Below are 25,328 nucleotides of genomic sequence, written 5' to 3'. Positions count from 1 at the left end.
GAGACCAGGATAGTTCTCATTCAGATTTACGCGAAGCCTCTACAGACTGTGCCGGTAAATTATCTTTAATTTTTAAGCAAAACGAAATCTAATGAAAAAAATCACAATCGCTGGAATCACTTTGCTGGCCCTCAGCACCCTTGCACCTGCTCACGCCGATGAAAAACGTTACGTTTCTGACGAATTATCCACCTGGGTTCGTAGCGGTCCCGGCGACCAGTTTCGCCTGCTGGGCAAGCTGAATGCGGGTGAACAGGTACAGCTGCTGCAGACCAATGATGCCACCAAATATGGCCAGGTACGCGATGCCGAAGGCCGCACCGTCTGGATCCCCCTGTCGCAGCTGAGTGAAAATCCCAGCCTGCGCACCCGGGTACCGCAGCTGGAACAACAGGTTAAAGACCTGACCGCCAAGTTAGCCAATATTGATAACAGCTGGAATCAGCGCACCGCCGAAATGCAGAACAAAGTGGCCAGCAGCGACAGCGTGATCAACGGCTTAAAAGAGCAAAATCAGAAGCTGAAAAACGAACTGATCGTGGCGCAGAAGAAAGTCAGCGCCGCTAACGTTCAGTTGGATGACAAACAGCGTACGATCATCATGCAGTGGTTTATGTATGGTGGCGGCGTGCTAGGCGTCGGCCTGCTGCTGGGGCTACTGTTACCGCACATGGTGCCGCGCCGTAAGAAAAACGATCGCTGGATGAACTAGTTTTACCACCGCTCGCTATCAGGGGATCGTAAGATGCCCCTCTTGGCCTGTCTGCAATATGTCGAATTTGTGCAACAATAGAGTTTGTGCCCGTCTGGATTCAGGTGCCGGAAGCCCACAGACGCGCAGATCACTTATTTATCTCTGGAGTTGTGCGTGAAGACGTTTCTTGTTGGCGGTGCAGTGCGCGATGCGCTGTTGAAGTTGCCGGTTAAAGACAAAGACTGGGTTGTGGTAGGCGCGACCCCGGAAGCCATGCTGGAACAAGGCTACCAGCAGGTCGGCCGCGACTTCCCCGTGTTTCTGCATCCCGACAGCCGGGAAGAGTATGCGCTGGCGCGTACCGAACGGAAGAACGGCAAAGGCTACACCGGGTTCACGACCTGGTCGGCGCCAGACGTCACGCTGGAGCAGGATTTACAGCGCCGCGATTTGACGATTAACGCCATTGCCCGCGACGATCAAGGCGAGCTTTACGATCCCTACCACGGACAGCAGGATATTGCCGACCGGCAGCTGCGCCACGTTTCCGATGCCTTTAGTGAAGATCCCCTGCGCGTCCTGCGCGTCGCGCGTTTTGCCGCGCGCTTCGCCCACCTTAATTTTCGTATTGCCGACGAAACGCAGGCGCTGATGCGACAAATGGCAGAGAGCGGCGAGCTGGCCGATCTCACGGCCGAACGCGTCTGGAAAGAGACGGAAAAAGCCCTGTCCTCCCATAATCCCCAGGTTTACTTCCAGGTACTGCGCGACTGCGGCGCATTGCAGGGACTGTTTCCGGAAATCGATAACCTGTTCGGCGTGCCGGCGCCCGCCCGATGGCACCCGGAAATTGATACCGGGGTTCACACGCTGATGGCGTTAACCCTGTCTGCTGGCCTGTCGGAAGCGATTGACGTGCGCTTTGCGACGCTGTTTCACGATGTCGGTAAAGCCTTAACGCCGGTGGAAAAATGGCCCAGCCATCACGGACATGGCCCGGCAGGCGTTCCGCTGGTCGCCGCGCTGTGTCAACGGCTACGCGTGCCGAATGCGATCCGTGATCTGGCGCTGCTGGTCACGGAGTTTCACGACATGATGCATACCATTGAGCAGCGCCCTGCCGACGCGTTGATTGGCTTATTTGACCGCCTTGACGCCTGGCGCAAACCCGAGCGGGTTAACCAACTGGCGCTGTGCAGCGAAGCGGATGCCCGCGGACGCGGTGGCCTTGCCAACATGCCTTATCCTCAGGGCAACTACCTGCGACGTGCGTTTGCCCTGGCTCAGGCCGTGCCATCTAAGGCGGTCGTGGAGGCGGGATTTAAAGGGATAGAGGTGCGGGAAGAGCTCACGCGACGTCGTATTGAGGCTGTCGAACAGGGCTTAGCGTAACGCGGCCAGTTGCCCGACCGCGTTACCCTGTGGCTTACATGAAAATCATGTACACCGCGCCCGCCACGATAAAGCGGTAGATGGCAAATGACACGAAAGAGATGCGTTTGATCAGCTCCAGGAACACTTTGATGGCCAGCAACGCGACAACGAATGCGGTGATAAAGCCCACCGCAAACATCGGGAAGTCGGCCATCGTCAGGAAGCCGAGGCTTTTATAGATATCCAGCCCTGTCGCCCCGATCATCATCGGTACGGCCAGGATAAACGAGAACTCGGATGCGGCATAGCGGCTCACGCCCATCAGCATCCCGCCTGAAATGGTGGCGCCCGAACGCGAGAAGCCCGGCCACAGCGCCAGACACTGGAAGCAGCCAATCATAAACGCCTGACGATAGGTGATATCATCAATACCTGGCGATTTTGGCTGTTTCGGTTTCAGGAATTCCGCTGCCAGCAGCAGTAAGCCCCCGACCACCAGCGCATACATGACGTTAATCGGATTAAACAACGTTTTAATCTGATCGTGCAGCGCCAGACCAACCACCACCGCAGGGATCATGCCCAACAGGATATGGATCAGGGTTAACCGACCTGTCCCGACACCTTCATGTTTAACTTCACCAAAGTGAATGCCGATCAATCCAAACAAACGCCGCCAGAACATCACGACGACGGCAAGAATGGAACCTAACTGAATGACCACTTCAAAGGTTTCTGCTTTGTCGCCCTCAAAGCCCAGCAGGTGCCCCACTATAATCATGTGCCCGGTAGAAGAGACCGGTAAGAACTCGGTTAACCCTTCTACCACGCCCAGGATTGCAGCTACCCACAGCTGATGAAGATCTGCCATCAATGTATTCCCTCTGTCCGTTTTAAAATCATGAAAAAGGCGCTAGCTGTTGCGCTATCGCCTTAAATCTTATCTGCTTAAGTCTGAGTAAAACCTTAAGCTCAACTGCCGTTTAGTCTGTCGTAACGAAACGGCACGTGCTGAGACAAACAGTAATTTGGTTTGGTTTCATTGTGATGGCAATCACATCGTAATTATTTAGGAATAGTCCCGCGCTCAATTCGCACGCCAACCTGCGCTGCCTGAGCCACCGCGCCCGGTTTTGCTACCCTGATGCGCACGCCAGGTGAATTGAAACGGTTCATCAACAGATCCGCAATTTCTTCCGCTACGCGCTCCACCAACGCAAAACGCTGTCCCGTCAGATGCGACAGAATCGCTTCTGAGACATCGGCATAGCTCAGGCAGTCTTTCACATCGTCGCTGGCGGCGGCCTGACGGTTATCCCACGCCATTTCTACATCGATCACCAGCTTCTGCTGAATTCCCTGCTCCCAGTCGTAAACCCCTATCGTGGTGAAGACGGTGAGTTGTTCTATAAAGACGATATCCATGATGATGCTCTCTGTTTTTGGTCGCGCCGGATACCACTTCCGGCAGATTGTGCGTATTATCCATGGTAGACGTGATCAAAACGACCCCAAAGGAAACGGGACGGTGTTATGAGTGCTTTCGCGCTTGGTATGATTATTTTCGCGTATCTGTGCGGTTCAATTTCCAGTGCGATTCTGGTTTGCAAACTCGCCGGTTTACCCGATCCCCGCACCCACGGTTCAGGCAACCCGGGCGCAACCAACGTACTGCGTATCGGCGGCAAACTGGCGGCTGCGTCTGTGCTGGTGTTCGATATTGTGAAAGGTATGCTGCCCGTGTGGCTGGCCTATCTGTTTCATGTGCCCCCACTTTATCTGGGCTTAACCGCCATTGCTGCCTGTCTGGGCCATATTTATCCGGTGTTTTTTCGCTTTCGTGGCGGGAAAGGCGTGGCGACGGCGTTTGGTGCAATCGCCCCCATTGGCTGGGATCTGACCGGACTCATGACGGGAACGTGGCTGCTGACCGTGCTGCTGAGCGGCTACTCATCGCTTGGCGCGATTGTCAGTGCGCTTATCGCGCCGTTTTATGTCTGGTGGTTTAAGCCACAGTTTACGTTTCCGGTTTCCATGCTCTCCTGCCTGATTTTACTGCGTCATCATGACAACATTCAGCGCCTGTGGCGCGGCCAGGAAAGCAAAATCTGGAAGCGAAAAAAGAAAAAGTAAGCGTAAAAAAAGCCGGTTAACCGGCTTTTTTGATCTCAGATGGCGGGCAGTTCCGACAAGGGCCAGCGCGGCCTGACGCTCACGCCCAGTTCTCCCCGCGTGCCGCCTTTAAGGCGCACCATGCCCGCGTAGGCAATCATGGCCCCGTTATCGGTACAAAATTCAGGACGGGCATAGAACACCTCACCGCCCCGCTTTTGCATCATCACGGCCATCTGTTCACGCAGGGTGCGGTTAGCACTGACGCCGCCCGCAATGACCAGACGTTTAAAACCCGTATGATCCAGCGCGCGTTTGCATTTAATCGCCAGCGTATCGACAACCGCATCTTCAAACGCCCGGGCGATATCGGCGCGGGTTTGCGCGTCATCTTCATTGCCACGAATGGTATTCGCGGCAAAGGTTTTCAAGCCTGAGAAACTAAAATCCAGCCCCGGACGATCCGTCATCGGGCGCGGGAAGGTGAACCGCCCGGCGGTGCCCTGCTGCGCCATTTTCGACAGCATCGGGCCGCCAGGATAATCCAGCCCCAGCAGTTTGGCGGTTTTATCGAAGGCTTCACCTGCGGCATCGTCAATCGACTCGCCCAGCAGTGTGTATTCGCCAATACCGGTGACGCTGATTAACTGCGTATGACCGCCTGAAACCAGCAATGCGACAAACGGGAACGCGGGCGGATTCTCTTCCAGCATCGGTGCCAGCAGATGACCTTCCATATGGTGCACCGGCACCGCAGGTACCTTCCACGCAAAGGCCAGCGCGCGTCCAACCGTTGCGCCCACCAGCAACGCGCCCACCAGGCCCGGTCCGGCGGTATAGGCGACCGCATCAATTTGCTGCGGCGCCAGGTTGGCCTGCTTCAGGGCCGCCTGGATCAGCGGCACCGTTTTGCGCACGTGATCGCGTGATGCCAGTTCCGGCACCACGCCGCCGTAATCGGCATGCAGTTTTACCTGGCTGTACAGTTGGTTAGCCACCAGGCCAGCCTCGTCATCATAGATTGCGATGCCGGTTTCATCGCACGATGTTTCAATACCCAGAATTCGCATTGCTTCACCTCATTCTTGCGGCGCGCAGTTTAGCATAGCCCTTGCACGAAAAGAGGATGCAATCCACGCAAAAAGTCATTTTCTGCTGCCTAAAGAGTGCGCTATACTCCCGCCCCTGGAAAAAACCGGCAGCCGCACAGGCAAACGCTCCTGTTGGTTCTAAATTATCCATGGTGCTTTACAAGCCGACGCGAGTTGGAGTAAAATGCTGCACCATTTTGAAATGTGCTGGCGCCGCAGTCAGCAGCAAAACCGAATTTTATTGAGGTGAGAGTTACATGCCGGTAATTAAAGTACGTGAAAACGAGCCGTTCGACGTAGCACTGCGTCGCTTTAAGCGTTCCTGCGAGAAAGCAGGCGTTCTGGCTGAAGTTCGTCGTCGTGAGTTCTATGAAAAACCAACGACCGAACGTAAGCGCGCTAAAGCATCTGCAGTTAAGCGTCATGCCAAAAAACTGGCTCGCGAAAACGCACGCCGCACTCGTCTGTACTAATTTCCCGGAGGTTCGCCTCCACAGCGTGATAAACGCAGACCGAGTCAAGTAAAAGGCCGTGCTTTCCGAAAGGAAGCGCGGCTTGTTGTCGTTTATGAGCTGAAAAAACGGGGCTTATGGCAGGACGTATTCCACGCGTATTTATCAATGACTTACTTGCCCGCACGGACATCGTGGAGTTAATCGATGCCCGCGTTAAGCTGAAAAAGCAGGGAAAAAATTATCATGCGTGTTGTCCTTTCCATAATGAGAAAACGCCCTCTTTTACCGTAAATGGCGAAAAGCAGTTTTATCACTGCTTTGGTTGCGGCGCTCACGGTAACGCAATCGACTTTCTGATGAACTATGATCGTCTTGAGTTTGTTGAAAGTATTGAAGAGTTAGCCACTTCCCATGGTTTAGACGTACCTTACGAAGCGGGCAATGGGCCAAGCCAGATGGAACGCCATCAGCGCCAGAGCCTGTACCAGCTGATGGAGAACCTGAACGGTTTTTATCAGCAGAGTTTGCAGCAGTCCAGCGCCCAGTCAGCACGCGATTATCTTGAACATCGTGGTCTGAGCGCCGACATCATCAACCATTTTTCGATTGGCTATGCGCCCGCCGGTTGGGACAACGTCCTGAAACGCTTCGGCAAGCAGCCTGAAGATCGTGAATCGTTGATGGAAGCGGGGATGCTGGTCAGTAACGACAAAGGCCGGGTTTATGACCGCTTTCGCGAGCGCGTGATGTTCCCGATTCGCGATAAGCGAGGCCGCGTCATCGGTTTTGGTGGCCGCGTTCTGGGTAATGATACGCCTAAGTATTTGAACTCACCGGAAACGCCGGTTTTTCATAAAGGCCGTCAGCTCTATGGCCTGTATGAAGCGTTAAAAAATCATCCTGAACCTAAGCGCCTGTTAGTAGTAGAAGGCTATATGGATGTGGTTGCCCTGGCGCAATTCGGCGTGGATTACGCGGTTGCGTCACTGGGGACATCAACCACGGCTGAACATATTCAGCTGCTGTTTCGCAGCACGGACAACGTGATCTGCTGTTATGACGGCGATCGGGCCGGGCGTGAGGCAGCATGGCGTGCACTGGAAACCGCATTGCCTTACATGAATGACGGTCGTCAACTACGCTTTATGTTTCTACCCGACGGCGAAGACCCGGATACGCTGGTTCGCCAGGAGGGTAAAGCCGCATTTGAGGCGAGGATGGAGCAGGCGATGCCGCTCTCTTCGTTTCTGTTCGACAGCCTGCTACCTCAGGTAGATTTGAGCTCTCGCGACGGTAAAGCACGTTTAAGTACGTTGGCGTTGCCGCTGATCACACAGATTCCCGGTGAAACACTGCGTATCTATATGCGCCAGGCGCTGGGTAACAAGTTAGGTATTCTGGATGACTCTCAGCTTGAAAAGCTGATGCCAAAGCAGGCCCCGGGCGGAAGCGCACCGGTCGCCCCACCGCTTAAACGCACCACGATGCGCGTTTTAGTGGCGCTGCTGATTCAGAATCCGCAGCTGGCAACCCTGGTGCCGTCACTGGACGGGCTTGCCGAGTCGAAAATTGCCGGTTTACCGTTATTTATTGAATTAGTGACGCGCTGTAATGAGAATCCTGGATTGACCACCGGTCAGCTACTAGAGTTATATCGCGGAACAAATTTTAGCCAGACGCTTGAAACACTGGCCGTCTGGAACCACATGATAGTGGATGAGGAAAGCGAGGAGGTATTTCAGGACTCCCTTGCCAGCGTTTATGACTCGGCGTTGGAAGAGCGACTGGAGTTCCTGATTGCGCGTGAACGTACGCACGGGCTCAGTACCGACGAGCGACGCGAGCTTTGGGCGCTGAGCCAGGCCTTCGCGAAAAAGTAACGCATTATCCGGCCTGCGGCTTTCCCTAAGCGAAGCGGCATGCTGAAAAATTGAGGGGCGAAGCACGTTTTGTTTCTGTTGGCGCGCAGTCACCGGCGCGTACTGATGTACGTGAGGATGACGAGCACTTGGCAGCGGCAAAAATGGCGAGTAAGCCAGCTTCCGCTTTCGGGCCGTCGGCGTCGAAGCAAGTTTTGTCGCTGAAAGCGCGCAGTCACCGGAGCGTACTGATGTACGTGAGGATGACGAGCACTTAGCAGCGGCAAAAATGGCGAGTAAGCCAGGCCCGACATAAAATTTGCGGCTTAAGTGCCGATTACTGATGGGCAAAGCCCAGGCCGCGACGAAGGCAGCGGCGAGAATAAATGCCTTCACTGTTATTGTTGGCACGCTGCCGACCAACACCAATCTAATTAACAGAAGTGTGGATACCGTCTTATGGAGCAAAACCCGCAGTCACAGCTCAAGCTTCTTGTCACCCGTGGTAAGGAGCAAGGCTATCTGACCTATGCTGAGGTCAATGACCATCTGCCGGAAGATATCGTCGACTCCGATCAGATCGAAGACATCATCCAGATGATTAACGACATGGGCATCCAGGTGGTTGAAGAAGCCCCGGACGCCGACGATCTGATGCTGAATGAAAACAGCTCCGATACTGACGAAGATGCCGCGGAAGCTGCCGCTCAGGTATTATCCAGCGTTGAATCTGAAATTGGCCGCACCACTGACCCGGTTCGCATGTACATGCGTGAAATGGGTACCGTTGAACTGCTGACCCGCGAAGGCGAAATCGACATCGCGAAGCGTATCGAAGACGGTATTAACCAGGTTCAGTGTTCCGTTGCTGAATACCCGGAAGCCATTACCTACCTGCTGGATCAGTACGATCGCGTTGAAGCAGGCGAGTCGCGCCTGTCAGATTTAATCACTGGCTTTGTTGATCCTAACGCTGAAGAAGACCTGGCACCGACCGCCACTCACGTGGGTTCTGAGCTGTCTGAAGCCGATCGTAACGACGACGAAGATGACGACGAAGAGAGCGATGACGACAGCTCTGACGACGATAACTCTATCGATCCAGAACTGGCGCGCGAGAAGTTCTCTGACCTGCGCACGCAGTACGAAACCACGCGTGACGTGATCAAAAGCAAAGGTCGCAGCCATGCTGCCTCGGTTGCCGAGATCCAGAACCTGTCTGACGTCTTTAAGCAGTTCCGCCTGGTACCGAAGCAGTTCGACTACCTCGTGAACAACATGCGTGAAATGATGGAGCGTGTCCGTACTCAGGAACGTTTGATCATGAAGCTGTGTATTGAAGTGTGCAAAATGCCGAAGAAAAACTTCATTACGCTGTTCACCGGTAACGAGACTAACGAGAGCTGGTTCAAAGCCGCACTGGCCATGAACAAGCCGTGGTCTGAAAAACTGCTGGACGTGCAGGATGACGTGATGCGTTCTCTGCAGAAACTGGCCCAGATTGAAGAAGAAACCGGCCTGACCATCGAGCAGGTGAAAGACATCAACCGTCGTATGTCGATCGGTGAAGCGAAAGCCCGCCGCGCGAAGAAAGAGATGGTTGAAGCTAACCTGCGTCTGGTCATTTCCATCGCGAAGAAATACACCAACCGTGGTCTGCAGTTCCTGGATCTGATTCAGGAAGGTAACATCGGTCTGATGAAAGCGGTTGATAAGTTCGAATACCGTCGCGGCTATAAGTTCTCAACTTATGCCACATGGTGGATTCGTCAGGCGATTACCCGTTCTATCGCTGACCAGGCGCGTACCATCCGTATTCCGGTGCATATGATTGAGACGATCAACAAACTCAACCGTATCTCGCGCCAGATGCTGCAGGAGATGGGACGCGAGCCGACGCCAGAAGAACTGGCTGAGCGCATGTTGATGCCTGAAGATAAGATCCGCAAGGTGCTGAAGATTGCCAAAGAGCCTATCTCTATGGAGACGCCGATTGGTGATGATGAAGATTCACATCTGGGTGATTTTATCGAAGACACCACGCTGGAGCTGCCGCTGGACTCTGCCACCTCTGAGAGCCTGCGTTCTGCCACCCATGACGTGCTGGCTGGCCTGACCGCCCGTGAAGCCAAAGTGCTGCGCATGCGTTTCGGCATCGATATGAACACCGACCACACGTTAGAAGAAGTAGGCAAACAGTTTGACGTTACTCGTGAGCGTATCCGTCAGATTGAAGCGAAAGCCCTACGTAAACTGCGCCATCCGAGCCGCTCGGAAGTGCTGCGTAGCTTCCTCGACGACTAAGTCAGTTAAAACCCCGGTTCGCCGGGGTTTTTTATATCTGCCGCCCTGCCCCACTTTTCACGCCTGACCTTTAACCTTGTGCCTGTAGCGCATCGTACATCTGACGATACATCGCCACCATCTCTTCCAGTGATGCCCGATTCAGTCCGCTGGGATTCGGCAGCACCCAGACCTGGGTTTTCCCCATGTAAATCGGCTGCTCGCCCCACTCCACCTTGCTCTGCCGAAACGCGCGTTTAAAGGCATCCTTACCCAGGATAGCCAGCGCAGCAGGTTGATAACGTATCACCTTATCCATCAGCCGCTGACCGCCATCGCGAAGCTCATCACCACCCAGTTCATTCGCCTGAATGGTCGGACGCTCGACCAGCATCGTGATACCGCATCCGGTCTCCAGTAAGCGCTGCTCCTCTTCCGGCTTCAGCTGCTGCTCGGTAAACCCTGCCAGATAAATCACCTTCCAGAAGCGGTTACCCGGATGCGCAAAGTGATAGCCGGTGTGCGCCGTCGACTGACCGGGATTGATGCCGCAAAACAGCACGTTCAGGTCCGGTGCGATGATATCGGTGATGTTGTGTTCGCTCATGGGGCTCCTGGCTTTGCGCTGCGCCTTACAGCCGCTCACGCATCCTTATTCGTCATAATCTTGCCACTGATTAAAGCGCATTTGTCGGTTAACGTCCTGGCCTGAGTGGGCTTTTTTTATTGTTAAGCGGGGAAAGACATTTAAGGATAACAGCGTCAGTTGCACCGCCGCCCATCAGCCAGAGATTTTCGTCTGTTTTATCATAGTTATCAGCAAGTAAAACATTGCTGCTTATTTCAGCAACCAGCCGAACAACGCTGGATTGCCCCGGACAGATACTTTATAATCCCCGCTCCATTGGCCCCTTAGCTCAGTGGTTAGAGCAGGCGACTCATAATCGCTTGGTCGCTGGTTCAAACCCAGCAGGGGCCACCAGATTTAGTCATGAAAATCATGCAGTTAAGCCACCTATCAAGGGTGGCTTTTTTGTAGGCTGTAGTCTCGATGGCAGCAAAATGGCAGCAGACTTTTTTTGCATATTTCAATGTCCATCAACTTTTCTCTTGCGAGGGGCAAAAAAAAACCCGCTAAGCGGGCATTTTTTACATCCATAAGACTTGCTGAGAACCTCGATCAGGGTGGGGCGGGACGCTAGCCACTTTTCCTGGTGTCATGATTATGTCAGTCACAGTTTCATGTGATTTAAAGGTACAACTGCAGTTAATGTTCTGGCACTGGTTATAACGCTCTTTAGTATTCTTAGATACCTGAAAGCTACTTCTCGTGTGTGCGGCATTACCACACATAGGACAATTCATCATCGCTTAAGCCCCATCGCATTTTTAATTAATTATACACAAACATTTGTTTTGAGATACATCTCATTCCATTTGCAATGAATCAATTTTCACTTCCAGCTCTATGCTGGTCGTGTAGCCGCTGTCGGCGCTCAGGCTGTGCGTCAGCGTGGTAATGATCCATTCGCCGTCATCAATCTGCTTTTTAAACCCCGTCACCTTTACCGGCATTTCGGTGTAAAGCTCTGCGCGCCCGCGCGCCAGCTGGATCGAGAAGGTCGCAACGCCGCGCTGCAGCCTTTCCCACTGCATTTTTGCTGCCCGCTCTGCGTTCGAACGGTTGGCATAGGTGCGGCTTAAAACCAGTACGTTTTCATCGGTGCCGACGAGATAATCACCCTGTTTCGCTTCCGGCTCTTTTTTCTTCGCCGTGGTTTTGCGGCGCCGCTTTACCTTTGTTTCCGGCTTTTTCGCTGGCTCACGCGTGTGCAGCCAGCTGGCAATCACGCCGGTATAGGCGTCGCGGTCAGCCAGGGTAAAACGATGACTGTCGCCGTCACGGCGCTGAATGGTGATGACCGGCAGCGCCTTGCCGCTGGCGTTTTTGCCCTGCCCCTGCCGGATAAACAGTAGCTTGCCGTCCTTGACGCAGGCCAGCGCACCGCACTGGCGGGCCACGCGCATCAGAAAACTGGCGTCGGATTCGTTGGTCTGGTCGATGTGGTCGATTGCCATTTTCTCAACGTCTGCGCCCAGCGCTAAATCCAGCTTGTGCCTTTCCGCAATGGCTTTCGCAATTTCGCCTGCCGTGGTTTTGTGCCACGATTTTTCGCGTCTGGTGTTCAGGGTCTGACGAAAGTCGGCGCTGCGGGCGCGAAGCGTCAGCCTGTCGGGCGTGCCGCTGTGCTCAATCTCATCAACCGTGTAACTGCCCTTGACGATAAGCGGTTCACCCTCCCAGCCCAGCGCCAGCTTTAAAACAACGCCCCGGCGCGGCAGCTGCAGCAGGCCGTCCGCGTCGTCCAGCTCAATATCAAGCTGGTCGGCCTCAAAGCCCCGGTTATCGGTCACCGTCAGGCTGATGAGCCGCTTTTGTATGGTCTGCGTGACGTCCTCGCCAGCCATCGTCAGCCGAAACGCCGGGGCGCTGGCCGCCCCTTTTACCCAGCTTTCTGCCTGCATCATCAGAAAAGCCCTCCCGCTACTGCAGTGACTTTGCCAGCCACGCCTGCCGCCGCGCTTTTCATGGCGTCAAGCTGGCCGCTCAGGCTGCCGAACATCTCGCCCAGCGATTCATCGGCGCGCTTAAGTGTGAGTGTGAACTCAATCCGCCTGCACGCGCCGTTACTGAAAAACTCGGCCTTTGTCTGGCCCAGGCTCTCAATCACGAACATGCCGTAAATGGTGCCGCTGCCCTCAATGAGCGGCCACGCGCGCCCCAGCTCCGCGATTTGCTCCAGCGCATACAGCGATAATCTGCCGCCGGTCAGCTCCGGCAGCAGCACGCCGGAAAGCGTCAGCGTGTCGGTGTCCGGCCCGGCAAACTGCAGCGACGGGCGAAAGCCCACGCGGCTGTTGGACGGAAACCGCCAGCTGCGCTGCAGTTGCAGCTCCTGATAAGGCACCGTTTCCAGCATGAAAACGAACAGCCCCAGCGTCATCATCATTCGTCTAATCCCCCCTGATCAAGGTAAGAACTCCGCGCGCGGGCTTTCGCCCAGCGCTCTCTTGCATCCAGCTGCCGCATCACCTCTGCCACCACGTCCTGCGCGCTCTGTCCCGGCTGCTGATGAATGGTAATGGGCGCGTGAATGGTGACAGGCGCGGCAGTTATGGCGCTTTGCTTTGTGACCTTTTCCTGCACATAGCTGCCAGCGGGCAGGCTCATGGGATGAAGCGGGCGCGCAGCGGCAGGTGCAGCGGCCATACCCATCGCCAGCGCCGCCGAGGCGGCCAGTGCGGCAGTACGGTGGCGGCTGGTAATGCGCGCCGGGCCGTTGACCAGCTCCGGCCCGTTCTCGCCCGCGATGCCATACTGACCAGCAGGAATATAGCCGCCGTTATCAAACAGCCCGGCAAAAACAGTCGCCGTTTTGGCACTCCCGGCGACAGCAGCGGGCCGGTCTGACGCTCCGGCGTCTGGCCTCATGAAATCAGGCAGAAGGCTGTAAACCCGTGACGGACGCGGCGGGACCGCCGGGCCGTCGGGATTTTTACCGCCACTGGTCGCGGCAGGCGCCGCAGGCTTGTCGCCGGACGGTTTCAGGAAGTCCGGCAGCAGGTCTGTCATGGATGACAGTCTGGCCTTAAGCGCCTCCCATTTGGCCGTGATGCCGTCGAGCATGGCGCTGATCATGTTGCTGCCCGCTTCTTTGAACCGCTCCGGCAGTGTGCTGGCCGAGTTAACCAGTTCATCCCACTTTTGCGACACGGCTACCTTGATGCTTTGCCATGCCCCGGCGATGCCGTCACGTATCGCATCCCAGCCTCTGCTGATGACTCCCTGCAGCGCGCCATCCGCGAACAGGGATTTAACCCACGTCAACGCACCGGCTATTTTGCCTCTGATAGCCTCCCATGCTGCCGACGTGTTATCTGTCACCTGCTGCCACAATGCCGCAAACTTCGGCCCGAGGGTGTCCCAGTTGCGCCAGATATAAATTGCTGCCATTGCGATAAAGCCCAATACGGCCAGAATAGGGTTGGCAAACATCAGGCGGCCCAGCCAGATGACACCGCTGCCGACGACACGCAACGCCTTACCTATCATTCCGAATGCGCCCGCGCCCTTAAAGCCCAGCGTTGCCATGCTCAGCCTGATGACCGCCATCGGCCCGACAATGGCCGCAAAGCCGATGGCTAACGTTCCCAGCCCGATAACGATGGCAGACACCGCTGCGCCGACTTTCACCAGTGCGCCAGCCAGAGCCTTGTTTTTCTCTATCCACTGCGCCGCCATGCCGGTGACTTTTTTAATCGCGCTCATGATGTCCATCAGCGGCTGGCGCAGCGTGTCGCCCAGGCCGCTCATGGTGTTGGCTACGCCGGTTCTGGTCAGCATCCACTGTGCGGAAAGGGAATCTTTGTTGATGTCAGACTCTTTCTGCATCGAGCCTTTGGCGGCATCGCCCTGCGTCAGGGCCAGCTGTCGGCGCAGTTCCGGCAGGTTGTTGGCGAGTTTCGCCGCATCCTTGCCGAACTCCTTGCCGAATATCATCGTCAGGGCAGACAGGCGTCTGTTTTCAGGCAGTTTTTTGACCTTCTCCAGCACGCTGATGATGGTTCCCATCGCGTCCGTGGTCATCTGCTTTTCAATCTTTTTCGGGTCAAGCTTAAGCAGCGTCATCCCTTCCTGAAAGCGCTTGCCCTGCATGGTGGCAATCGACAGCTCGCGCACCATGGCGTTGGCCGAACTCGCCGCAATCTCAGAGGTGGCACCGAGTGAAAGGAACGTTGAACCCAGCGCCGCCGCCTTGCGAAAGTCCAGCCGGTCGGCGTTGCCGCCCATGCGCTGCAGCACGTCGATAATGTCTGCGCCTTTCGACATCGCGTTATCGTCTAAATAGTTGAGCGCATCGCCCAGCTGCTCAATGTTGCGGGTCGGTATCTTGTACAGCTGGCTGATTTTACCCAGCCCCTCGGCCAGCTGGTCGGCGGGCAGCTCAAACGCCGTGGATGCCTTGGCCGCCGTGGTGGCAAAGGCCAGTAAATCGCGCTTCTGGTCGGCATAAGAATCATTCTGGTTCGTCACACCCATGCGCGCGCCGCCCTCAACCAGCGCGGCATAGTCAACCGCGCCGTGCTCCATCGGCAGTTGCTCACTGGCGGCCTTGATGGCGGCCTGCATGTCGTAAAACTGCGCGGTGCGGTTGCCCTTGTCATCGCGCAGGCCGTTGACCTGCTTAGCCACGCCCTTCATGGCATCTTCCATATCCGCCGAGGCTTTAATTGCTGCCGCAAACGGCACGCCCATTGCCATGCCCGCCGCCGTGGCTGTCGCCCCTGCCCCGGCCACCTTATCGCGGGCCTCCAGCGTTTTGCCGTAGCGCTCACGCACGGCGCGCAATTTAGCCTGGCGCTCTCCAAGCTTTTTCAGCTCACGCTGCTGCTGCTCAATCGCCTCCGTTGCGGCGCTGGCGTCGGTTTTCAGGCGGCGCTGTGCCGCGCTCAGCTGCTTTGTATCAATACCGGCGGCGGTCAGCGCGCCGCGCTGCTGCTGTACCGAGCGCAGCAGGCCGTTGTAGCTCTGCTGCAGGTCATTAACGCGGTTTTTTGCCTGCTCAAGTAAGCGCGACTGCTGCGCCGTGGGGCGGTTGGTGGCGGCAAACTGCGTCGCCAGCGCGGCGGCCTCCTGCCTGGCGGAGGCAAGATTGCGCTCCGTGATGGCAAGCTGCTGGCGCGTTTTGCGAAAGCCGTCAATGCGCCCGGCCTGATCGTTCAGGCTTTTCAAGCTGTCTTTGCTGGCTTTGAGGGCGGCGGACAGCTCCTTAGAGCCGTCGCGCGCGTTACGGAAAGGGCGGGTGATTTTATCCACCGCGCTTAATACCACCTGCAGGCGCAGGTCTCTGTCACTCATCGTCACCGGCTCCGTTACGCAGGATCGCTTTGTGCCGCCACATCAGCACGTCCGCCAGCGATTCCGCGAACATGACCGGCGGCGGCCAGTGAAACACGGTGGCGATGTCTGCCACCAGATCGTCTACGGTCAGCTCTGCGGGAAAGCCGACAGTGCCGACTTCGGCAACAAAAAAGTGACCACCTCCACCGACAGCGCCAGTAAATCGGCGGGGTCCATTTCATTGACCTCCTGCGCAGTGAGCGCCGGGGCAGACACGCGCAGTAATACGGCCATAACCGCGTTGACGTCCATTTCCATTAACGCCTGCAGCCGCACGCCGCGAAGCGCACCGGACTGCGGCTTGCGCAGGACAATCTCTTTAATCTCGGTTTTGCCGCGTTTGATTGGGGTGTCCAGGGTGACGGTTTTTTCGTTTTTGATGTCGCTCATGTTCTTAATCCACTGAATAAAATTGATAAAAGCAGCAGGCCAGCGCCTGCCGCCGTGATTACAGGCCCAGCGCGCTGCGGTGCGCTTCCATCATGTCTTTGCCGTCAACGATGTGAACCATATTGACCAGATCCACCTCATAGAGCACTTCGCCGTTAATGGTCAGCTTGGCGTAGCTGTTGGTCGCGGAAACTTTTGTCGTGTTGGCATCACCGGTTTTCCACTCGCCTGAATCCAGCTCCTTATAGCGGCCACGGGTGACCAGCTCCACCGCCTGCACCTCGCCGGTGTCGTCGCGCTGAATGGAGCCGGTAAAGCGCAGCTGCACCGCGTCCACGGTTTCCGCGCCCAGCTGCTTAAACAGCAGCGCCTCGGTGCCGCCGACGGTAAATTCCGTGTCCAGCGCGCCATCATCCAGGCCCATATCAATATCAACCGCACCGGCCATGCCGCCGCCGCGATACTTCTCAAACTTGCGAGTCAGCTTTGGCAGCGTCAGGGACTCAACCAGCCCCTGCCAGTTGTTGCCTGCGTTAAACAGGTTCAGGTGTTTTAGCTTACGGGGTAAGGCCATGTGTTCAGCTCCTTATGCTTTAACGCTGGCGGCGAAGTTGACCAGGTACTGGTCAGTAATGCGCTGGCGCAGCATCAGGTTTTCCAGCGGCGGCACCGGCGTGTAGTCGTAATCGATAATGAGTTGCCCGGCCTTTAGCGTGTCTTTGGTGTTCACGGTGTCATCCAGCCAGCAGTCTGCGCCGATGAGATAGCCCTGATTCACCATGCTGCGCAGCTTGGCGCGGATACTTTCGATGATGTCGCGGGCAAGCGACGGATTCAGCGCGCCGTCAACGGACCACAGCTGCGCCTCGGCCATCGTGTCGGCCAGCACCTGCGCCGTGCGGGTGTAGCACTCAAAGGCAAACAGCGGATCATCGCTCAGGCAGCGCGAACCCCAGAAGCGGAAACCGTCCTTGCGGATAAGCGTAGTGACGTCGTTCTGGTTCAGCAGGCCCGCATCGGTTGCCGGATCCTGTAAATCCCAGAACACGTCTTTTGAAATGCCGGTGACTCCGTTCACGCCGACGTTAGACAGGGACTTGTGCCAGCCGGTCGCCTCGTCAATTTTGGCGCGCAGTCCGAGCGCGCGGGCGGTGGCATACGCCGTCGCGTCAGCGTTCAGCACGGTGTCAAAGCTGATGAAGTCAGGCCAGATAAGCATTCCTTCGCGCTGGCTGAAATTAGCGCGGTAGGCAATGACCTCTGACACGGTTTTGCAGCCCCAGGCTGAGATATACGCAAACGCCCGCAGGGTCTCCGCGACGCTCAGCAGCTCGGTTGCCACCGCCTTTGTGTCATGCCCCGGCACGCCGAGAATGCGCGGTTTGACACCGCAGACGTTCTGCGCGGCCAGCAGCGCTTTCATGCCGGTGCGCATCCCGTCTGCGGTCACGCCGCCGATGATGTTGGATGTGGTTTCCGCCTCGGTTTCGCCCTGCGCCACGCGCACGACAACGACGAGCGGTTTTGCCTGGTCGGCGATGGCGTCCAGTGAGGCGGCCAGCGTACCGGTTTTACCGGCCTTGCCGATGGCGGTAGTGACGTCGGTGAGTAAAACCGGGCGGTTGAGCGGAAACGCTGCCGCGTCGGCATCGTCAGCAGTGCAGACCATGCCGATGATGGCCGTGCTGACGGTGGTAATGGTTCGGGTGCCTTCGTTGACTTCTACAACGCGCACGCCGTGATGATAATCCTGTGCCATAAAGCAGATCCTCTGTTAAGGGGTTCCGCTATGGTGAAAGGGATGGCGCGCTGGCGCACCCTGCGGCCATTGTCTGGCAAATGACACAAAGGAAAAAGGCCCGCAGCGGGCCTTTTATCATGCGGGGGTGTCGGGCCAGCTGATGTCCGGCGCATCAGCCGGGCTGATACGGTTTACCAGTACGCGGTATTTTTTCCAGGCGGTCAGCTGCACCTTTTCCGCCTCCTGTGCCATATCCAGATCAACGGCATCCTGCAACGGAGCAATGGCCGCCGTGGCGGCGGTAAGCAAAGCCTGCCTGCGGCTGGCGGCAGCGGCGGCCAGCTGGTCCCGCGTCGGCTCCGGCAAATCCACCCAGGCAGGGGCACCGCCGGTGCCGGGTGCGCGATACTTGCCCTCCGGTGCAGCGCCCATAAACTCAGCCGCCACCGCGCCGGATACCTCTGCACAGTCAGCAGGCAAGCCGCCCTGGCTTTCATACACTGCTCTCATCGACTGCGGGTAAAAGCAGTTCGTTGACGCGCTGTAGAAATACGTTTCGCTCATGGTGTCATCTCCCGATTGCCATCCAGTAAAGGTTAAAGCCGCCCGATCCGCTCATCCAGACGCTGAAACCGGTTTTCCGCGATAAATCATCCGCGACAACCCCAAAATCAACGTTGGTTTTTTCGCCGCCGAGATCTACCGAGGCATCCATCCACGACAGCTGGATGTTGTCGCAGGAAGCTGGAAACGCAATGGGAAAACTGACCTTTGTCCGGTAGTTTCCGACGTTGAATCCGATGATGCCGAACTGGACAATACGCCCGCCCGGCAGACGGAAGTAATTCGGCCCGCCTTCAAAGGCGCCCATGTCCGGTATTTGCCCGGATCCGGTGCCGGTGTTTTTCAGCGCAGCGGTTCCCAGCTGCAGGAAGTCACGCAGCGCGGTCACGCTTTTTCCGCTCAGGCTGCTGAGGGTGTTGTCCAGCGGCTGCTTACCTGCCAGCGCATTGGTCATCGTGGCGGCAAAATTCGGATCGTCGCCGAGCGCAGCGGCCAGCTCGTTAAGCGTGTCCAGTGCCGCCGGTGATGAGTCAACCAGCTTTGCCAGCGCGGCCATAACAAACGCCGTGGTCGCAATCTGCGTGGTGCTGTCACCGGCAGCCGGGGTCGGGGCTTTAGGCGTGCCGCTCAGAACCGGGTCTTTTTTAGGGGCATACTGTGAATGCGGATCGGCGGCGGCGAGGTGCTTTGCCATAAGGCCGTCGGCGTAAGCGCGCACCTCAATGGCCGCGTTATCCACGTACTGACGCGTAGCCAGAATCACCGAGGGGTCAATTTTGATAGTCACCGCGTCCGTACTGCTCACAATCAGGATCATGCGGATAACCTGCGTGCGGCCGGAACCTTCTGCCAGTTTAGGCTTATAGGTTTCGGCGCAGTTCGCCACCGCAATAAGCTCTCCGGCATCGTCATAGAGGCCGATTTCCCGAATCCACCACCCGCCCTCATCTTCGGGGATGACCTGCTCGGCAATAATCTGGCTGGCGTTTACAGGGTCGATGATCAGCGAGTTGACCGCTGCCCGGCGAACCTCGCGCACCAGACGTGTCTGCGTGGCGTCAGGGGTGGGAAGCACGCCGCCACCGTCGCCAACGCCCATATGCGTGATTTTCAGCTGCGTTCCCAGCGCGGCGGCCTGCGCCAGTTTGGCCTGCCCGCGCAGGGTCAGCAGGGCGTAAAATTTTGCTGCCATGTTAAACCCTCAGTATGTCTGTTAAATGAAGTGCCGCACCCGTCACCGCACTGCCGCGGGTTTCAATAACTTCCGGCGTGTAGGGGTAAACCGTCATGATTTCGCCCACGTAAGCCCCAGCACCCGTCATCACCGTGCCGTTGCTCTGCAGGTTGATACTCATTCCCAGCATGTGACGGCTGCAGGGCTTGGCATCGCTGATAAGCCGCTCAAGCTCCTGATAGGTTTCCTCGGTAATCCCCTGTTCCTGTACGCCAATATCCAGGCGAAACGTGCCGGGCGCTTCACCGGTTTTCCACCACTCCAGCACGCGGATCAGAAAGCCGAACGGCTCCACCACGCGGCGCACGGCGCTGATGGTGCCTTTGTGCTGATGGATGTAAAACGCATCCATCACCACGCGGCGTTTAACGGTTTCTGCCCAGGCCTCGTCCCAGCGGTCAACCGAAAATGACCAGGCAAGGTAAGGCAAAAACCACGCGGGGCAGGCGGCAGGGTTCCACAGGTCGCGCAGCGGGACGTTCAGCCCGCTGATGCCGCTACACGCCTCTGCAAGCCTTCGCTCAAGCGCCGAGGACGCGGGCGGTAAAAGGCTCTGGCTCATCCTTTACCCCCGTTATCGCTGGCAACGGTAACGGCCACCGCCGTGCAGTTGCCCGCCTGCGTGCGGTTCAGAATAATGTCCTGCGCCGGTTCGGTGATTTCCACCCAGTCCACGCCCGCCACGCGCAGCACCGCCCCGTAAGACTCGCGGCGCACGCTGCGGCCCAGCTTTTTCTGGTCAGTCAGGTAGGCATCCATTGCCGCCTGCGCCGCCTCCAGGCACGGGCCTGCGGCCACACCGTCAAACAGGTGCAGCGTGGCTTTCACCTGATAGTCAAATATCGCTGCCGCCTGCACCGTTACGCGGTCTGCCACCGGACGCACTTCCTCGGCGTTTAACGCGACATTCACTGCGTTCAGTAAATCCGCCGTTGCCGCCCCGCTGTTGTCCCGGCTCAGTACCGTGATCAGCACCTCCGCCGGTGCCGGACTCGTTGCCGACACGTCAGATACGCGCCCGTCGGCACTTTTGGCGTAAAACTCATACGCCGCCGTCGGCCCGGCCACGCTCAGCCCCTCAAAGGCACCCGGCACGCGCAGGCGTAAATCGTCGTCGGACTCCATCACCGCCACCACGGGCGGTACGGCGTCGGGGTTGGCCGGGGTTATGGTCAGGCGCTTAACGTTGTTGTTTGCCGCCAGCTGGTCCAGATCGGTGCCGAGCGCATAGGCCACCATGACCGCCTGCGCCGCCTCATTGATGCGCTGGCGAAGCAGGATTTCGCGGTAGACGTTTTCCTGCAGGCACTTGACCAGCGGATCGGATTCCAGCGCCAGCACGCTGCGCATGGCACCCTGCTGATCTGACGGATACAGCGCAATCAGGTTTTCTTTACGTTCGGCCAGCAGCGTTTCAAAGTCCGGCACCTCAATGACTTCCGGCGCGGGAAGCTGCGATAAATCAATCACTGCCACGGTTCACCCCCGTTGGTATGGTCATTGCCAGCGGCGAGCCGTCGGCACGCTGTGCATTTATCTCAACGACCATCGAACCGTCATAGGCCGTTGTGTAATTCACTGAAATCAGCCGGGTGCGCGGCTCCCAGCGGCTAAGTGCGGTGTAGGTTGCCGCCATAACCTGCATACGGGTGACGCCGTTCTGCGGCTGGTCGATGAGCGCGGAAAGCATTGAGCCGTATTCACGACGCGCCAGGCGGCTGCCCTCCGGGGTCATCAGAATATCGCTGACGCTCTGGCGAATGTGGTCAACATCGGTCAGGGCTTTGCCGGTGTCGCGGTTCATGCCGAGATACATCACGCCGGGCCTCCTGATGTGTCATTGCCGGACTTAACGCCGCCGTGTTTATGGGTATGCACCACGACGCCGTTAGAACTCATATCACCGCCGCGCTGTGTGACTGTGCCGTTAATAGCCGTTTCACTGTTGAGGGTTGTTTTACTGGCCTCAACGCCGAATGCCTCAGTTAACAGCTGAATGCCGTCCGCCGCTTCGATGCGCACGCTTTTGATGTTCTTTATCAGCAGCTGGCCGGTTGCCGGTTCGTACTGAAAAAAACCACCGTCGCTGTACTGCGTGGCGCTGCCGTTCTCTGAATTTGCAGGCGGCGGGAATGCATCGGAATAAATGGCGGGCAGTGCAAAGGCGGTTTCAAGGTTGCCGCCCATGCTCAGCAAAATGACCTGTTCGCCAACGGTGGGCTGCCAGCATGTGCGCGTGTTACCGGCGCGAAGGGTGAGCCAGTTAATCCAGTTGGTTTCGAGGTCGCCCGTTTTCACCCGGCACAGCCAGTTAACCGGATCGACATCGGACACGGTGCCGGTGCGGATCAGGTTGGTGATGAGGCGCATGATTTCAGTAAATTTTTCGTTCATGCTTTTAATTTAAATATTTTATTCGTATATTAAACCCTTTAAGATTGTGTCGTTTACGGCACAAATTTTTATCATAATTTTCTGGGTATGGACCTATGTTAAATTTGAATGAAACTGAAACTACTGATGAAAACTTCAAGGCAATGGATGCTTCGAACGATTCAGACAAAACAACAACAGAGCCAAGCTTTAGTGAATCATATAAACAGAAACAACGAGAGAGGATTTCAAGTTATAAAGTAGGCAATAACGATCTGGCCGGAAATAAAATAACCAAGATATACTCTCGCGGTGACGAGTATATTATATACGAAATTGGCGACCACCCATCACATGAATCAATGCGTGTCAATATCGACTCCGAGATAGAAGATGACATGACAAAAATATACTTATTTCAAGATTGTAAAGTTCACTTTGATGAGTTTGTAGCCACCTGCTACAAATATAATTGCGCATCCATTTACAAGAAAAGAGCCGCAACTATTTTATCCTCTATAATACTTGGTCGAGTAAAACTCGACTCAAATCCTTTCCAAACAATCATAAGTGAAATTAAGACCGATTATGACAGCACCATGAGTGGTAGAAATTTATACCAGTTAGGTGCAATTGCATTATCGCTTACGATTATATTGATAAGTATCGCAGCTTATTTGCTTCGCGAAACTAATTTTCTTTTACAGAATCACTTCCTGCCAATTTTACTTTATGTTTCCGCATTTGCCTCGATGGGAGGATTTATTTCGGTATCCTTAAAGATAAAAACTCTTCACACTGACAGGGAGCTTAAAAAAAAGGTCTACTTCTTTTATGGAGCAGAGCGGATACTTTTTTCTGTAATTGGTGGCATACTTGTTTTTTTTATGTTGAAAGGCAATATAATCTTTGGATTCTTAAATACCGAAAGTGACATTTCTTTTTCACTTTACGTAATTTGCGCTCTGTCAGGCTTTAGTGAAACATTAATTCCAAATACGCTAAGGAACCTTGAAAGCAAATCTGAAAGCCAAGGGCAGAATTAACAATAAAAGCATAGTGTTATGGAAAAAACCTATGCTTTTTAATTCCCTCAGCTAACTAACCATTCTTTTAATTTTTTTAGTATCATAACTTCTGTTAGCTCATCGATTCCAATTAATTGACGCTCGGTATATTTCACTTTAAAACTTCTCTTGCTCACTCGATCACGCAGCCCGTAATGGTGAACGCGGGCAAGCCGCTGCACGGCAGGAATGAAAGCCACCTCGGCACTGTCGCCTGTTGCCTTTGTTTTCAGATACTTTGCGGTTTTCAGCTTCACAAACATCTTGCGCTTTATTCGCCCCGGCTTTGTTCTGGCGGATACGCGGCGCGGTTCCCATGCGTTGCCGTCGGGCGCGCGCTGTGCCGTCATGTTGGCCTGCTGAATCCGCCGCACGTCCCGCGCCACCTCGCGCAGCATCTTTTTACGTTCTGCAGGTTCCAGCTTTGCCAGCAGCGCATCCAGCCAGGCGTCAACCTCATGCAGATTATCCACGTTTCACCGTCCAGGCTTCCTCTGGCTCGTCCGGCTCCGGCACGGCTCTGACCTCTGTCACGCCGTTGACTTCCTCGGCGATAACCCGCTCTGTCAGCTTTAAATTAATGCTGATATCACACGCACCGTTACCGAGAATGTCCACCTCAAACGTGCAAAGCTGTTCTCGCTCACTGGCGTTCTGCAGCGCGTCGGGCTGGTTGGTGCGCAGCCAGTGCATCACCGCCGCCATCAGCAGATTTTGATCGCCGGTGAAGTCCGTAACGATGACGTTAAGCGTATAACGGTATTCCCACGACAGTGACGCGGCAGAAGTGCCAACCGATGCGCCCTTATCAACAAACAGGTGCAGCCTGTCGGGATTCTGCTGTACATAGGGGACAGCGCTGTTAAGGGCTTCGCGTAAGGACTGCGGCTTGTTCATCGTCTTTATCCTGGCAGGTCACTATGGTGTCCACCTTGTCGGCGCAGGCCGCCCAGGCGGTTTCGGTTTCGTCCAGCAGGGCCAGCAAATCGCCGTTAGTGCGCGCCGCCGACGGCCCCAGCTGGCAGCGGGTTACTCTGGGACAGCCACTGACGGTAAGATTCACCTCCGGTGATGGCCGGTCGCTGGCGCAGCCGGATAACAGCATCAGGCAGAGGGGCATCACTCCAGCGGCGAAGGGCGTCATTTTCACGTTTCAGATCCTCAATCTGGCGCTGCCGCTGGCGCAGCAGTGCGTTGTTTTTCTCAGCCGCCGCATACAGCTGCGTCTGTGCAAGGTTACTGCTCTGTGCCAGGATATTGACCGCCATCAGCTGGCTGTTTTTCTGGCTCAGCTTTTTATCCTTTGCGGCCAGCTCTGCCACCTGCGTGCCGATAGTCCTGTTTGCGCTGTGCAGCTGCCACGACAGCAGCCCGGCGGTCACCAGCAGCATGACAAAGCAGGTCACCACAACGGCGCGCATCATGATGCCGCCCCTTTCAGGCACCAGCTCAGCTCGCGCCCGCGCCGGTTATCCAGCCCCTGATTAAATACGCCTTTCACGTACACCCATCGCGGCAACTGATAACAGGCATCGCGCCACCGGCTGGCCCTGATGAGTTTCACCATCGTTGATGCGCACACGTTGCCGGTGCCGACGTTAAACGCCAGCGACACCAGCGCGTCATAGACCTGCTGCGGCATGGAAACCGCCACGCAGCGCGCCAGTGCCGCCTCAACGCGTAACACATTGGTGATGAACGTCCCGGCAGCCTGCCGCTCGGTAATGGTTTTGCCGGGCACAACGCCCCGCGTGTTGCCGATCCCGTCAGTCCACACGCCCGCATCGCACAGGTATGGCTTAAGGCGACAGCCCTCGTAATCGGCAATCAGTTTCAGCCCCTCAACCGAGGTATGCAGCTGCTGAAAGCCCGGCAGTGTGGCGGCGATGGCCAGTACCGCACCCACAGCGCAGCGTTTAACGGTTTGCAGATTCATACTCCTCCCGTGTGATGCGCCCGCTAGCCAGCAGCTGGTAGGTTTTGTGCTTGTAGTACCAGCTGATTAGCGCCATGCCGATGCCGATAATCAGCCCGGCCCACGTTGAAACGTCCTTAACCGATAAGTCGCCCAGCCAGGCCATAAACACGGCCATCGACCAGGTGATAAACGTGCTGATTCTTTCCCACAT

Annotated in this window: 31 protein-coding genes and 1 tRNA gene; 8 read left to right on the top strand and 24 right to left on the bottom strand. The window is 56.2% G+C overall.

The features are described 5' to 3' along the window. Positions 1-91: 91 nt before the first annotated feature. On the top strand, positions 92-712 hold the full coding sequence (locus PAGR_RS03585) for a TIGR04211 family SH3 domain-containing protein (protein WP_014605025.1): 621 nt from the start codon (positions 92-94) through the stop codon (positions 710-712). A 156-nt stretch (positions 713-868) separates the two neighbouring features. Next, a complete protein-coding gene (locus PAGR_RS03580) occupies positions 869-2,086 on the top strand; it encodes a multifunctional CCA addition/repair protein (protein ID WP_014605024.1) in 1,218 nt (405 codons plus the stop codon). Between the two features lie 34 nt (positions 2,087-2,120). Here PAGR_RS03580 and bacA read toward each other — a convergent pair whose 3' ends face one another. Both bacA and folB read right to left on the bottom strand, forming a co-directional pair. Then, positions 2,121-2,939: an undecaprenyl-diphosphate phosphatase gene (bacA, locus tag PAGR_RS03575; RefSeq protein WP_014594643.1), complete on the bottom strand. Its 819-nt coding sequence runs from the start codon at positions 2,937-2,939 to the stop codon at positions 2,121-2,123. Positions 2,940-3,133: 194 nt separating this feature from the next. Continuing rightward, positions 3,134-3,493 carry a bifunctional dihydroneopterin aldolase/7,8-dihydroneopterin epimerase gene (gene folB, locus PAGR_RS03570; RefSeq protein WP_013027255.1) on the bottom strand — a complete coding sequence of 120 codons (360 nt, stop codon included), beginning with the start codon at positions 3,491-3,493 and terminating at the stop codon, positions 3,134-3,136. Positions 3,494-3,601: 108 nt separating this feature from the next. Between folB and plsY the strand changes: the two genes are divergently transcribed. Then, a complete protein-coding gene (plsY, locus tag PAGR_RS03565; protein WP_013027256.1) occupies positions 3,602-4,201 on the top strand; it encodes a glycerol-3-phosphate 1-O-acyltransferase PlsY in 600 nt (199 codons plus the stop codon). Positions 4,202-4,236: 35 nt separating this feature from the next. Here plsY and tsaD read toward each other — a convergent pair whose 3' ends face one another. Beyond that, on the bottom strand, positions 4,237-5,250 hold the full coding sequence (gene tsaD / locus PAGR_RS03560; RefSeq protein WP_014605023.1) for a tRNA (adenosine(37)-N6)-threonylcarbamoyltransferase complex transferase subunit TsaD: 1,014 nt from the start codon (positions 5,248-5,250) through the stop codon (positions 4,237-4,239). Between the two features lie 278 nt (positions 5,251-5,528). Between tsaD and rpsU the strand changes: the two genes are divergently transcribed. The 3 genes from rpsU to rpoD all read left to right on the top strand — a co-directional run bounded on the left by rpsU (position 5,529) and on the right by rpoD (position 9,889). Then, positions 5,529-5,744, top strand: coding sequence for a 30S ribosomal protein S21 (rpsU, locus tag PAGR_RS03555; RefSeq protein ID WP_001144069.1), 216 nt, complete (start codon positions 5,529-5,531; stop codon positions 5,742-5,744). Between the two features lie 116 nt (positions 5,745-5,860). Further along, positions 5,861-7,606, top strand: coding sequence for a DNA primase (gene dnaG, locus PAGR_RS03550; protein WP_014605022.1), 1,746 nt, complete (start codon positions 5,861-5,863; stop codon positions 7,604-7,606). Positions 7,607-8,044: 438 nt separating this feature from the next. After that, positions 8,045-9,889 carry an RNA polymerase sigma factor RpoD gene (rpoD, locus tag PAGR_RS03545; protein ID WP_013027259.1) on the top strand — a complete coding sequence of 615 codons (1,845 nt, stop codon included), beginning with the start codon at positions 8,045-8,047 and terminating at the stop codon, positions 9,887-9,889. 70 nt (positions 9,890-9,959) lie between these two features. Here the strand turns inward: rpoD and mug are convergent, their stop codons facing one another. Then, positions 9,960-10,475: a G/U mismatch-specific DNA glycosylase gene (gene mug / locus PAGR_RS03540; RefSeq protein ID WP_014605021.1), complete on the bottom strand. Its 516-nt coding sequence runs from the start codon at positions 10,473-10,475 to the stop codon at positions 9,960-9,962. Between the two features lie 299 nt (positions 10,476-10,774). Here mug and PAGR_RS03535 point away from each other — a divergent pair. Further along, positions 10,775-10,850: transfer RNA gene (locus PAGR_RS03535), tRNA-Ile, on the top strand. 167 nt (positions 10,851-11,017) lie between these two features. On the opposite strand, the gene PAGR_RS22925 is transcribed toward PAGR_RS03535, so the two are convergent. The 14 genes from PAGR_RS22925 to PAGR_RS03470 all read right to left on the bottom strand — a co-directional run bounded on the left by PAGR_RS22925 (position 11,018) and on the right by PAGR_RS03470 (position 22,153). Further along, on the bottom strand, positions 11,018-11,236 hold the full coding sequence (locus tag PAGR_RS22925; protein WP_014605020.1) for an ogr/Delta-like zinc finger family protein: 219 nt from the start codon (positions 11,234-11,236) through the stop codon (positions 11,018-11,020). A 60-nt stretch (positions 11,237-11,296) separates the two neighbouring features. Beyond that, complete coding sequence (locus PAGR_RS03530; RefSeq protein WP_014605019.1) at positions 11,297-12,397, bottom strand: phage late control D family protein; 1,101 nt, start codon at positions 12,395-12,397, stop codon at positions 11,297-11,299. After that, positions 12,397-12,879 carry a phage tail protein gene (locus PAGR_RS03525; protein WP_014605018.1) on the bottom strand — a complete coding sequence of 161 codons (483 nt, stop codon included), beginning with the start codon at positions 12,877-12,879 and terminating at the stop codon, positions 12,397-12,399. Before PAGR_RS03525 ends, PAGR_RS03530 begins: the two co-directional genes overlap by 1 nt. Then, on the bottom strand, positions 12,876-15,788 hold the full coding sequence (locus PAGR_RS03520; RefSeq protein ID WP_014605017.1) for a phage tail tape measure protein: 2,913 nt from the start codon (positions 15,786-15,788) through the stop codon (positions 12,876-12,878). Before PAGR_RS03520 ends, PAGR_RS03525 begins: the two co-directional genes overlap by 4 nt. After that, positions 15,781-15,903 carry a GpE family phage tail protein gene (locus PAGR_RS03515; RefSeq protein ID WP_013027006.1) on the bottom strand — a complete coding sequence of 41 codons (123 nt, stop codon included), beginning with the start codon at positions 15,901-15,903 and terminating at the stop codon, positions 15,781-15,783. The genes PAGR_RS03520 and PAGR_RS03515 overlap by 8 nt, the downstream gene beginning before the upstream one ends. A 14-nt stretch (positions 15,904-15,917) precedes the next feature. Continuing rightward, a complete protein-coding gene (locus PAGR_RS03510) occupies positions 15,918-16,220 on the bottom strand; it encodes a phage tail assembly protein (RefSeq protein ID WP_014605016.1) in 303 nt (100 codons plus the stop codon). 58 nt (positions 16,221-16,278) lie between these two features. After that, complete coding sequence (locus PAGR_RS03505; protein WP_014605015.1) at positions 16,279-16,794, bottom strand: phage major tail tube protein; 516 nt, start codon at positions 16,792-16,794, stop codon at positions 16,279-16,281. 12 nt (positions 16,795-16,806) lie between these two features. Then, positions 16,807-17,979, bottom strand: coding sequence for a phage tail sheath protein (locus PAGR_RS03500; protein WP_014605014.1), 1,173 nt, complete (start codon positions 17,977-17,979; stop codon positions 16,807-16,809). A 117-nt stretch (positions 17,980-18,096) separates the two neighbouring features. After that, on the bottom strand, positions 18,097-18,525 hold the full coding sequence (locus PAGR_RS03495; RefSeq protein WP_014605013.1) for a tail fiber assembly protein: 429 nt from the start codon (positions 18,523-18,525) through the stop codon (positions 18,097-18,099). A 4-nt stretch (positions 18,526-18,529) separates the two neighbouring features. After that, positions 18,530-19,717: a phage tail protein gene (locus PAGR_RS03490; RefSeq protein ID WP_014605012.1), complete on the bottom strand. Its 1,188-nt coding sequence runs from the start codon at positions 19,715-19,717 to the stop codon at positions 18,530-18,532. Position 19,718: 1 nt separating this feature from the next. Further along, positions 19,719-20,321 carry a phage tail protein I gene (locus tag PAGR_RS03485; protein WP_014605011.1) on the bottom strand — a complete coding sequence of 201 codons (603 nt, stop codon included), beginning with the start codon at positions 20,319-20,321 and terminating at the stop codon, positions 19,719-19,721. Then, a complete protein-coding gene (locus PAGR_RS03480; RefSeq protein ID WP_014605010.1) occupies positions 20,318-21,235 on the bottom strand; it encodes a baseplate assembly protein in 918 nt (305 codons plus the stop codon). Before PAGR_RS03480 ends, PAGR_RS03485 begins: the two co-directional genes overlap by 4 nt. Then, on the bottom strand, positions 21,222-21,575 hold the full coding sequence (locus PAGR_RS03475; RefSeq protein WP_014605009.1) for a GPW/gp25 family protein: 354 nt from the start codon (positions 21,573-21,575) through the stop codon (positions 21,222-21,224). The genes PAGR_RS03480 and PAGR_RS03475 overlap by 14 nt, the downstream gene beginning before the upstream one ends. Next, positions 21,575-22,153, bottom strand: coding sequence for a phage baseplate assembly protein V (locus PAGR_RS03470; protein WP_014605008.1), 579 nt, complete (start codon positions 22,151-22,153; stop codon positions 21,575-21,577). Before PAGR_RS03470 ends, PAGR_RS03475 begins: the two co-directional genes overlap by 1 nt. A 95-nt stretch (positions 22,154-22,248) precedes the next feature. On the opposite strand from PAGR_RS03470, the gene PAGR_RS03465 reads away from it, so the two are divergent. Beyond that, positions 22,249-23,178: a hypothetical protein gene (locus tag PAGR_RS03465; RefSeq protein WP_014605007.1), complete on the top strand. Its 930-nt coding sequence runs from the start codon at positions 22,249-22,251 to the stop codon at positions 23,176-23,178. Positions 23,179-23,225: 47 nt separating this feature from the next. Here PAGR_RS03465 and PAGR_RS03460 read toward each other — a convergent pair whose 3' ends face one another. From PAGR_RS03460 to PAGR_RS03440, 6 genes are read right to left on the bottom strand one after another with little or no spacing between them, the layout of a single operon-like run. Beyond that, positions 23,226-23,672 (bottom strand): phage virion morphogenesis protein, encoded by a 447-nt coding sequence (locus tag PAGR_RS03460; RefSeq protein ID WP_014605006.1) that lies wholly within the window; start codon positions 23,670-23,672, stop codon positions 23,226-23,228. After that, a complete protein-coding gene (locus PAGR_RS03455) occupies positions 23,665-24,096 on the bottom strand; it encodes a phage tail protein (protein ID WP_014605005.1) in 432 nt (143 codons plus the stop codon). The genes PAGR_RS03460 and PAGR_RS03455 overlap by 8 nt, the downstream gene beginning before the upstream one ends. Continuing rightward, positions 24,062-24,304: an Rz1-like lysis system protein LysC gene (gene lysC, locus PAGR_RS24065; protein ID WP_237711075.1), complete on the bottom strand. Its 243-nt coding sequence runs from the start codon at positions 24,302-24,304 to the stop codon at positions 24,062-24,064. The genes PAGR_RS03455 and lysC overlap by 35 nt, the downstream gene beginning before the upstream one ends. After that, positions 24,192-24,623, bottom strand: a complete 432-nt coding sequence (gene lysB / locus PAGR_RS03450; RefSeq protein WP_014605003.1) for an Rz-like lysis system protein LysB — start codon at positions 24,621-24,623, stop codon at positions 24,192-24,194. The genes lysC and lysB overlap by 113 nt, the downstream gene beginning before the upstream one ends. Beyond that, on the bottom strand, positions 24,620-25,135 hold the full coding sequence (locus PAGR_RS03445) for a lysozyme (protein WP_014605002.1): 516 nt from the start codon (positions 25,133-25,135) through the stop codon (positions 24,620-24,622). Before PAGR_RS03445 ends, lysB begins: the two co-directional genes overlap by 4 nt. Next, entirely contained in the window at positions 25,116-25,328 is a 213-nt protein-coding gene (locus PAGR_RS03440; RefSeq protein WP_014605001.1) for an HP1 family phage holin, read from the bottom strand. The genes PAGR_RS03445 and PAGR_RS03440 overlap by 20 nt, the downstream gene beginning before the upstream one ends.

Source organism: Pantoea ananatis PA13, assembly GCF_000233595.1.
GTDB lineage: Bacteria > Pseudomonadota > Gammaproteobacteria > Enterobacterales > Enterobacteriaceae > Pantoea > Pantoea ananatis.
This window is presented reverse-complemented; position numbering and strand designations above follow the sequence as displayed.

Excerpts from the sequence above, each read along its gene's own strand:
- mug (WP_014605021.1), bottom strand. The coding sequence starts at position 10,475 with ATGAGCGAACACAACATCACCGATATCATCGCACCGGACCTGAACGTG.
- rpoD (WP_013027259.1), top strand. The coding sequence starts at position 8,045 with ATGGAGCAAAACCCGCAGTCACAGCTCAAGCTTCTTGTCACCCGTGGT.
- dnaG (WP_014605022.1), top strand. The coding sequence starts at position 5,861 with ATGGCAGGACGTATTCCACGCGTATTTATCAATGACTTACTTGCCCGC.
- PAGR_RS03445 (WP_014605002.1), bottom strand. The coding sequence starts at position 25,135 with ATGAATCTGCAAACCGTTAAACGCTGCGCTGTGGGTGCGGTACTGGCC.
- PAGR_RS03530 (WP_014605019.1), bottom strand. The coding sequence starts at position 12,397 with ATGATGCAGGCAGAAAGCTGGGTAAAAGGGGCGGCCAGCGCCCCGGCG.
- plsY (WP_013027256.1), top strand. The coding sequence starts at position 3,602 with ATGAGTGCTTTCGCGCTTGGTATGATTATTTTCGCGTATCTGTGCGGT.
- PAGR_RS03475 (WP_014605009.1), bottom strand. The coding sequence starts at position 21,575 with ATGTATCTCGGCATGAACCGCGACACCGGCAAAGCCCTGACCGATGTT.
- PAGR_RS03485 (WP_014605011.1), bottom strand. The coding sequence starts at position 20,321 with ATGAGCCAGAGCCTTTTACCGCCCGCGTCCTCGGCGCTTGAGCGAAGG.
- tsaD (WP_014605023.1), bottom strand. The coding sequence starts at position 5,250 with ATGCGAATTCTGGGTATTGAAACATCGTGCGATGAAACCGGCATCGCA.
- PAGR_RS03505 (WP_014605015.1), bottom strand. The coding sequence starts at position 16,794 with ATGGCCTTACCCCGTAAGCTAAAACACCTGAACCTGTTTAACGCAGGC.
- rpsU (WP_001144069.1), top strand. The coding sequence starts at position 5,529 with ATGCCGGTAATTAAAGTACGTGAAAACGAGCCGTTCGACGTAGCACTG.
- bacA (WP_014594643.1), bottom strand. The coding sequence starts at position 2,939 with ATGGCAGATCTTCATCAGCTGTGGGTAGCTGCAATCCTGGGCGTGGTA.
- lysB (WP_014605003.1), bottom strand. The coding sequence starts at position 24,623 with ATGATGCGCGCCGTTGTGGTGACCTGCTTTGTCATGCTGCTGGTGACC.
- folB (WP_013027255.1), bottom strand. The coding sequence starts at position 3,493 with ATGGATATCGTCTTTATAGAACAACTCACCGTCTTCACCACGATAGGG.
- PAGR_RS22925 (WP_014605020.1), bottom strand. The coding sequence starts at position 11,236 with ATGATGAATTGTCCTATGTGTGGTAATGCCGCACACACGAGAAGTAGC.
- PAGR_RS03525 (WP_014605018.1), bottom strand. The coding sequence starts at position 12,879 with ATGATGATGACGCTGGGGCTGTTCGTTTTCATGCTGGAAACGGTGCCT.
- PAGR_RS03520 (WP_014605017.1), bottom strand. The coding sequence starts at position 15,788 with ATGAGTGACAGAGACCTGCGCCTGCAGGTGGTATTAAGCGCGGTGGAT.
- PAGR_RS03500 (WP_014605014.1), bottom strand. The coding sequence starts at position 17,979 with ATGGCACAGGATTATCATCACGGCGTGCGCGTTGTAGAAGTCAACGAA.
- PAGR_RS03440 (WP_014605001.1), bottom strand. The coding sequence starts at position 25,328 with ATGTGGGAAAGAATCAGCACGTTTATCACCTGGTCGATGGCCGTGTTT.
- PAGR_RS03465 (WP_014605007.1), top strand. The coding sequence starts at position 22,249 with ATGTTAAATTTGAATGAAACTGAAACTACTGATGAAAACTTCAAGGCA.
- PAGR_RS03470 (WP_014605008.1), bottom strand. The coding sequence starts at position 22,153 with ATGAACGAAAAATTTACTGAAATCATGCGCCTCATCACCAACCTGATC.
- PAGR_RS03490 (WP_014605012.1), bottom strand. The coding sequence starts at position 19,717 with ATGGCAGCAAAATTTTACGCCCTGCTGACCCTGCGCGGGCAGGCCAAA.
- PAGR_RS03585 (WP_014605025.1), top strand. The coding sequence starts at position 92 with ATGAAAAAAATCACAATCGCTGGAATCACTTTGCTGGCCCTCAGCACC.
- PAGR_RS03455 (WP_014605005.1), bottom strand. The coding sequence starts at position 24,096 with ATGAACAAGCCGCAGTCCTTACGCGAAGCCCTTAACAGCGCTGTCCCC.
- PAGR_RS03495 (WP_014605013.1), bottom strand. The coding sequence starts at position 18,525 with ATGAGCGAAACGTATTTCTACAGCGCGTCAACGAACTGCTTTTACCCG.
- PAGR_RS03510 (WP_014605016.1), bottom strand. The coding sequence starts at position 16,220 with ATGAGCGACATCAAAAACGAAAAAACCGTCACCCTGGACACCCCAATC.
- lysC (WP_237711075.1), bottom strand. The coding sequence starts at position 24,304 with ATGCTGTTATCCGGCTGCGCCAGCGACCGGCCATCACCGGAGGTGAAT.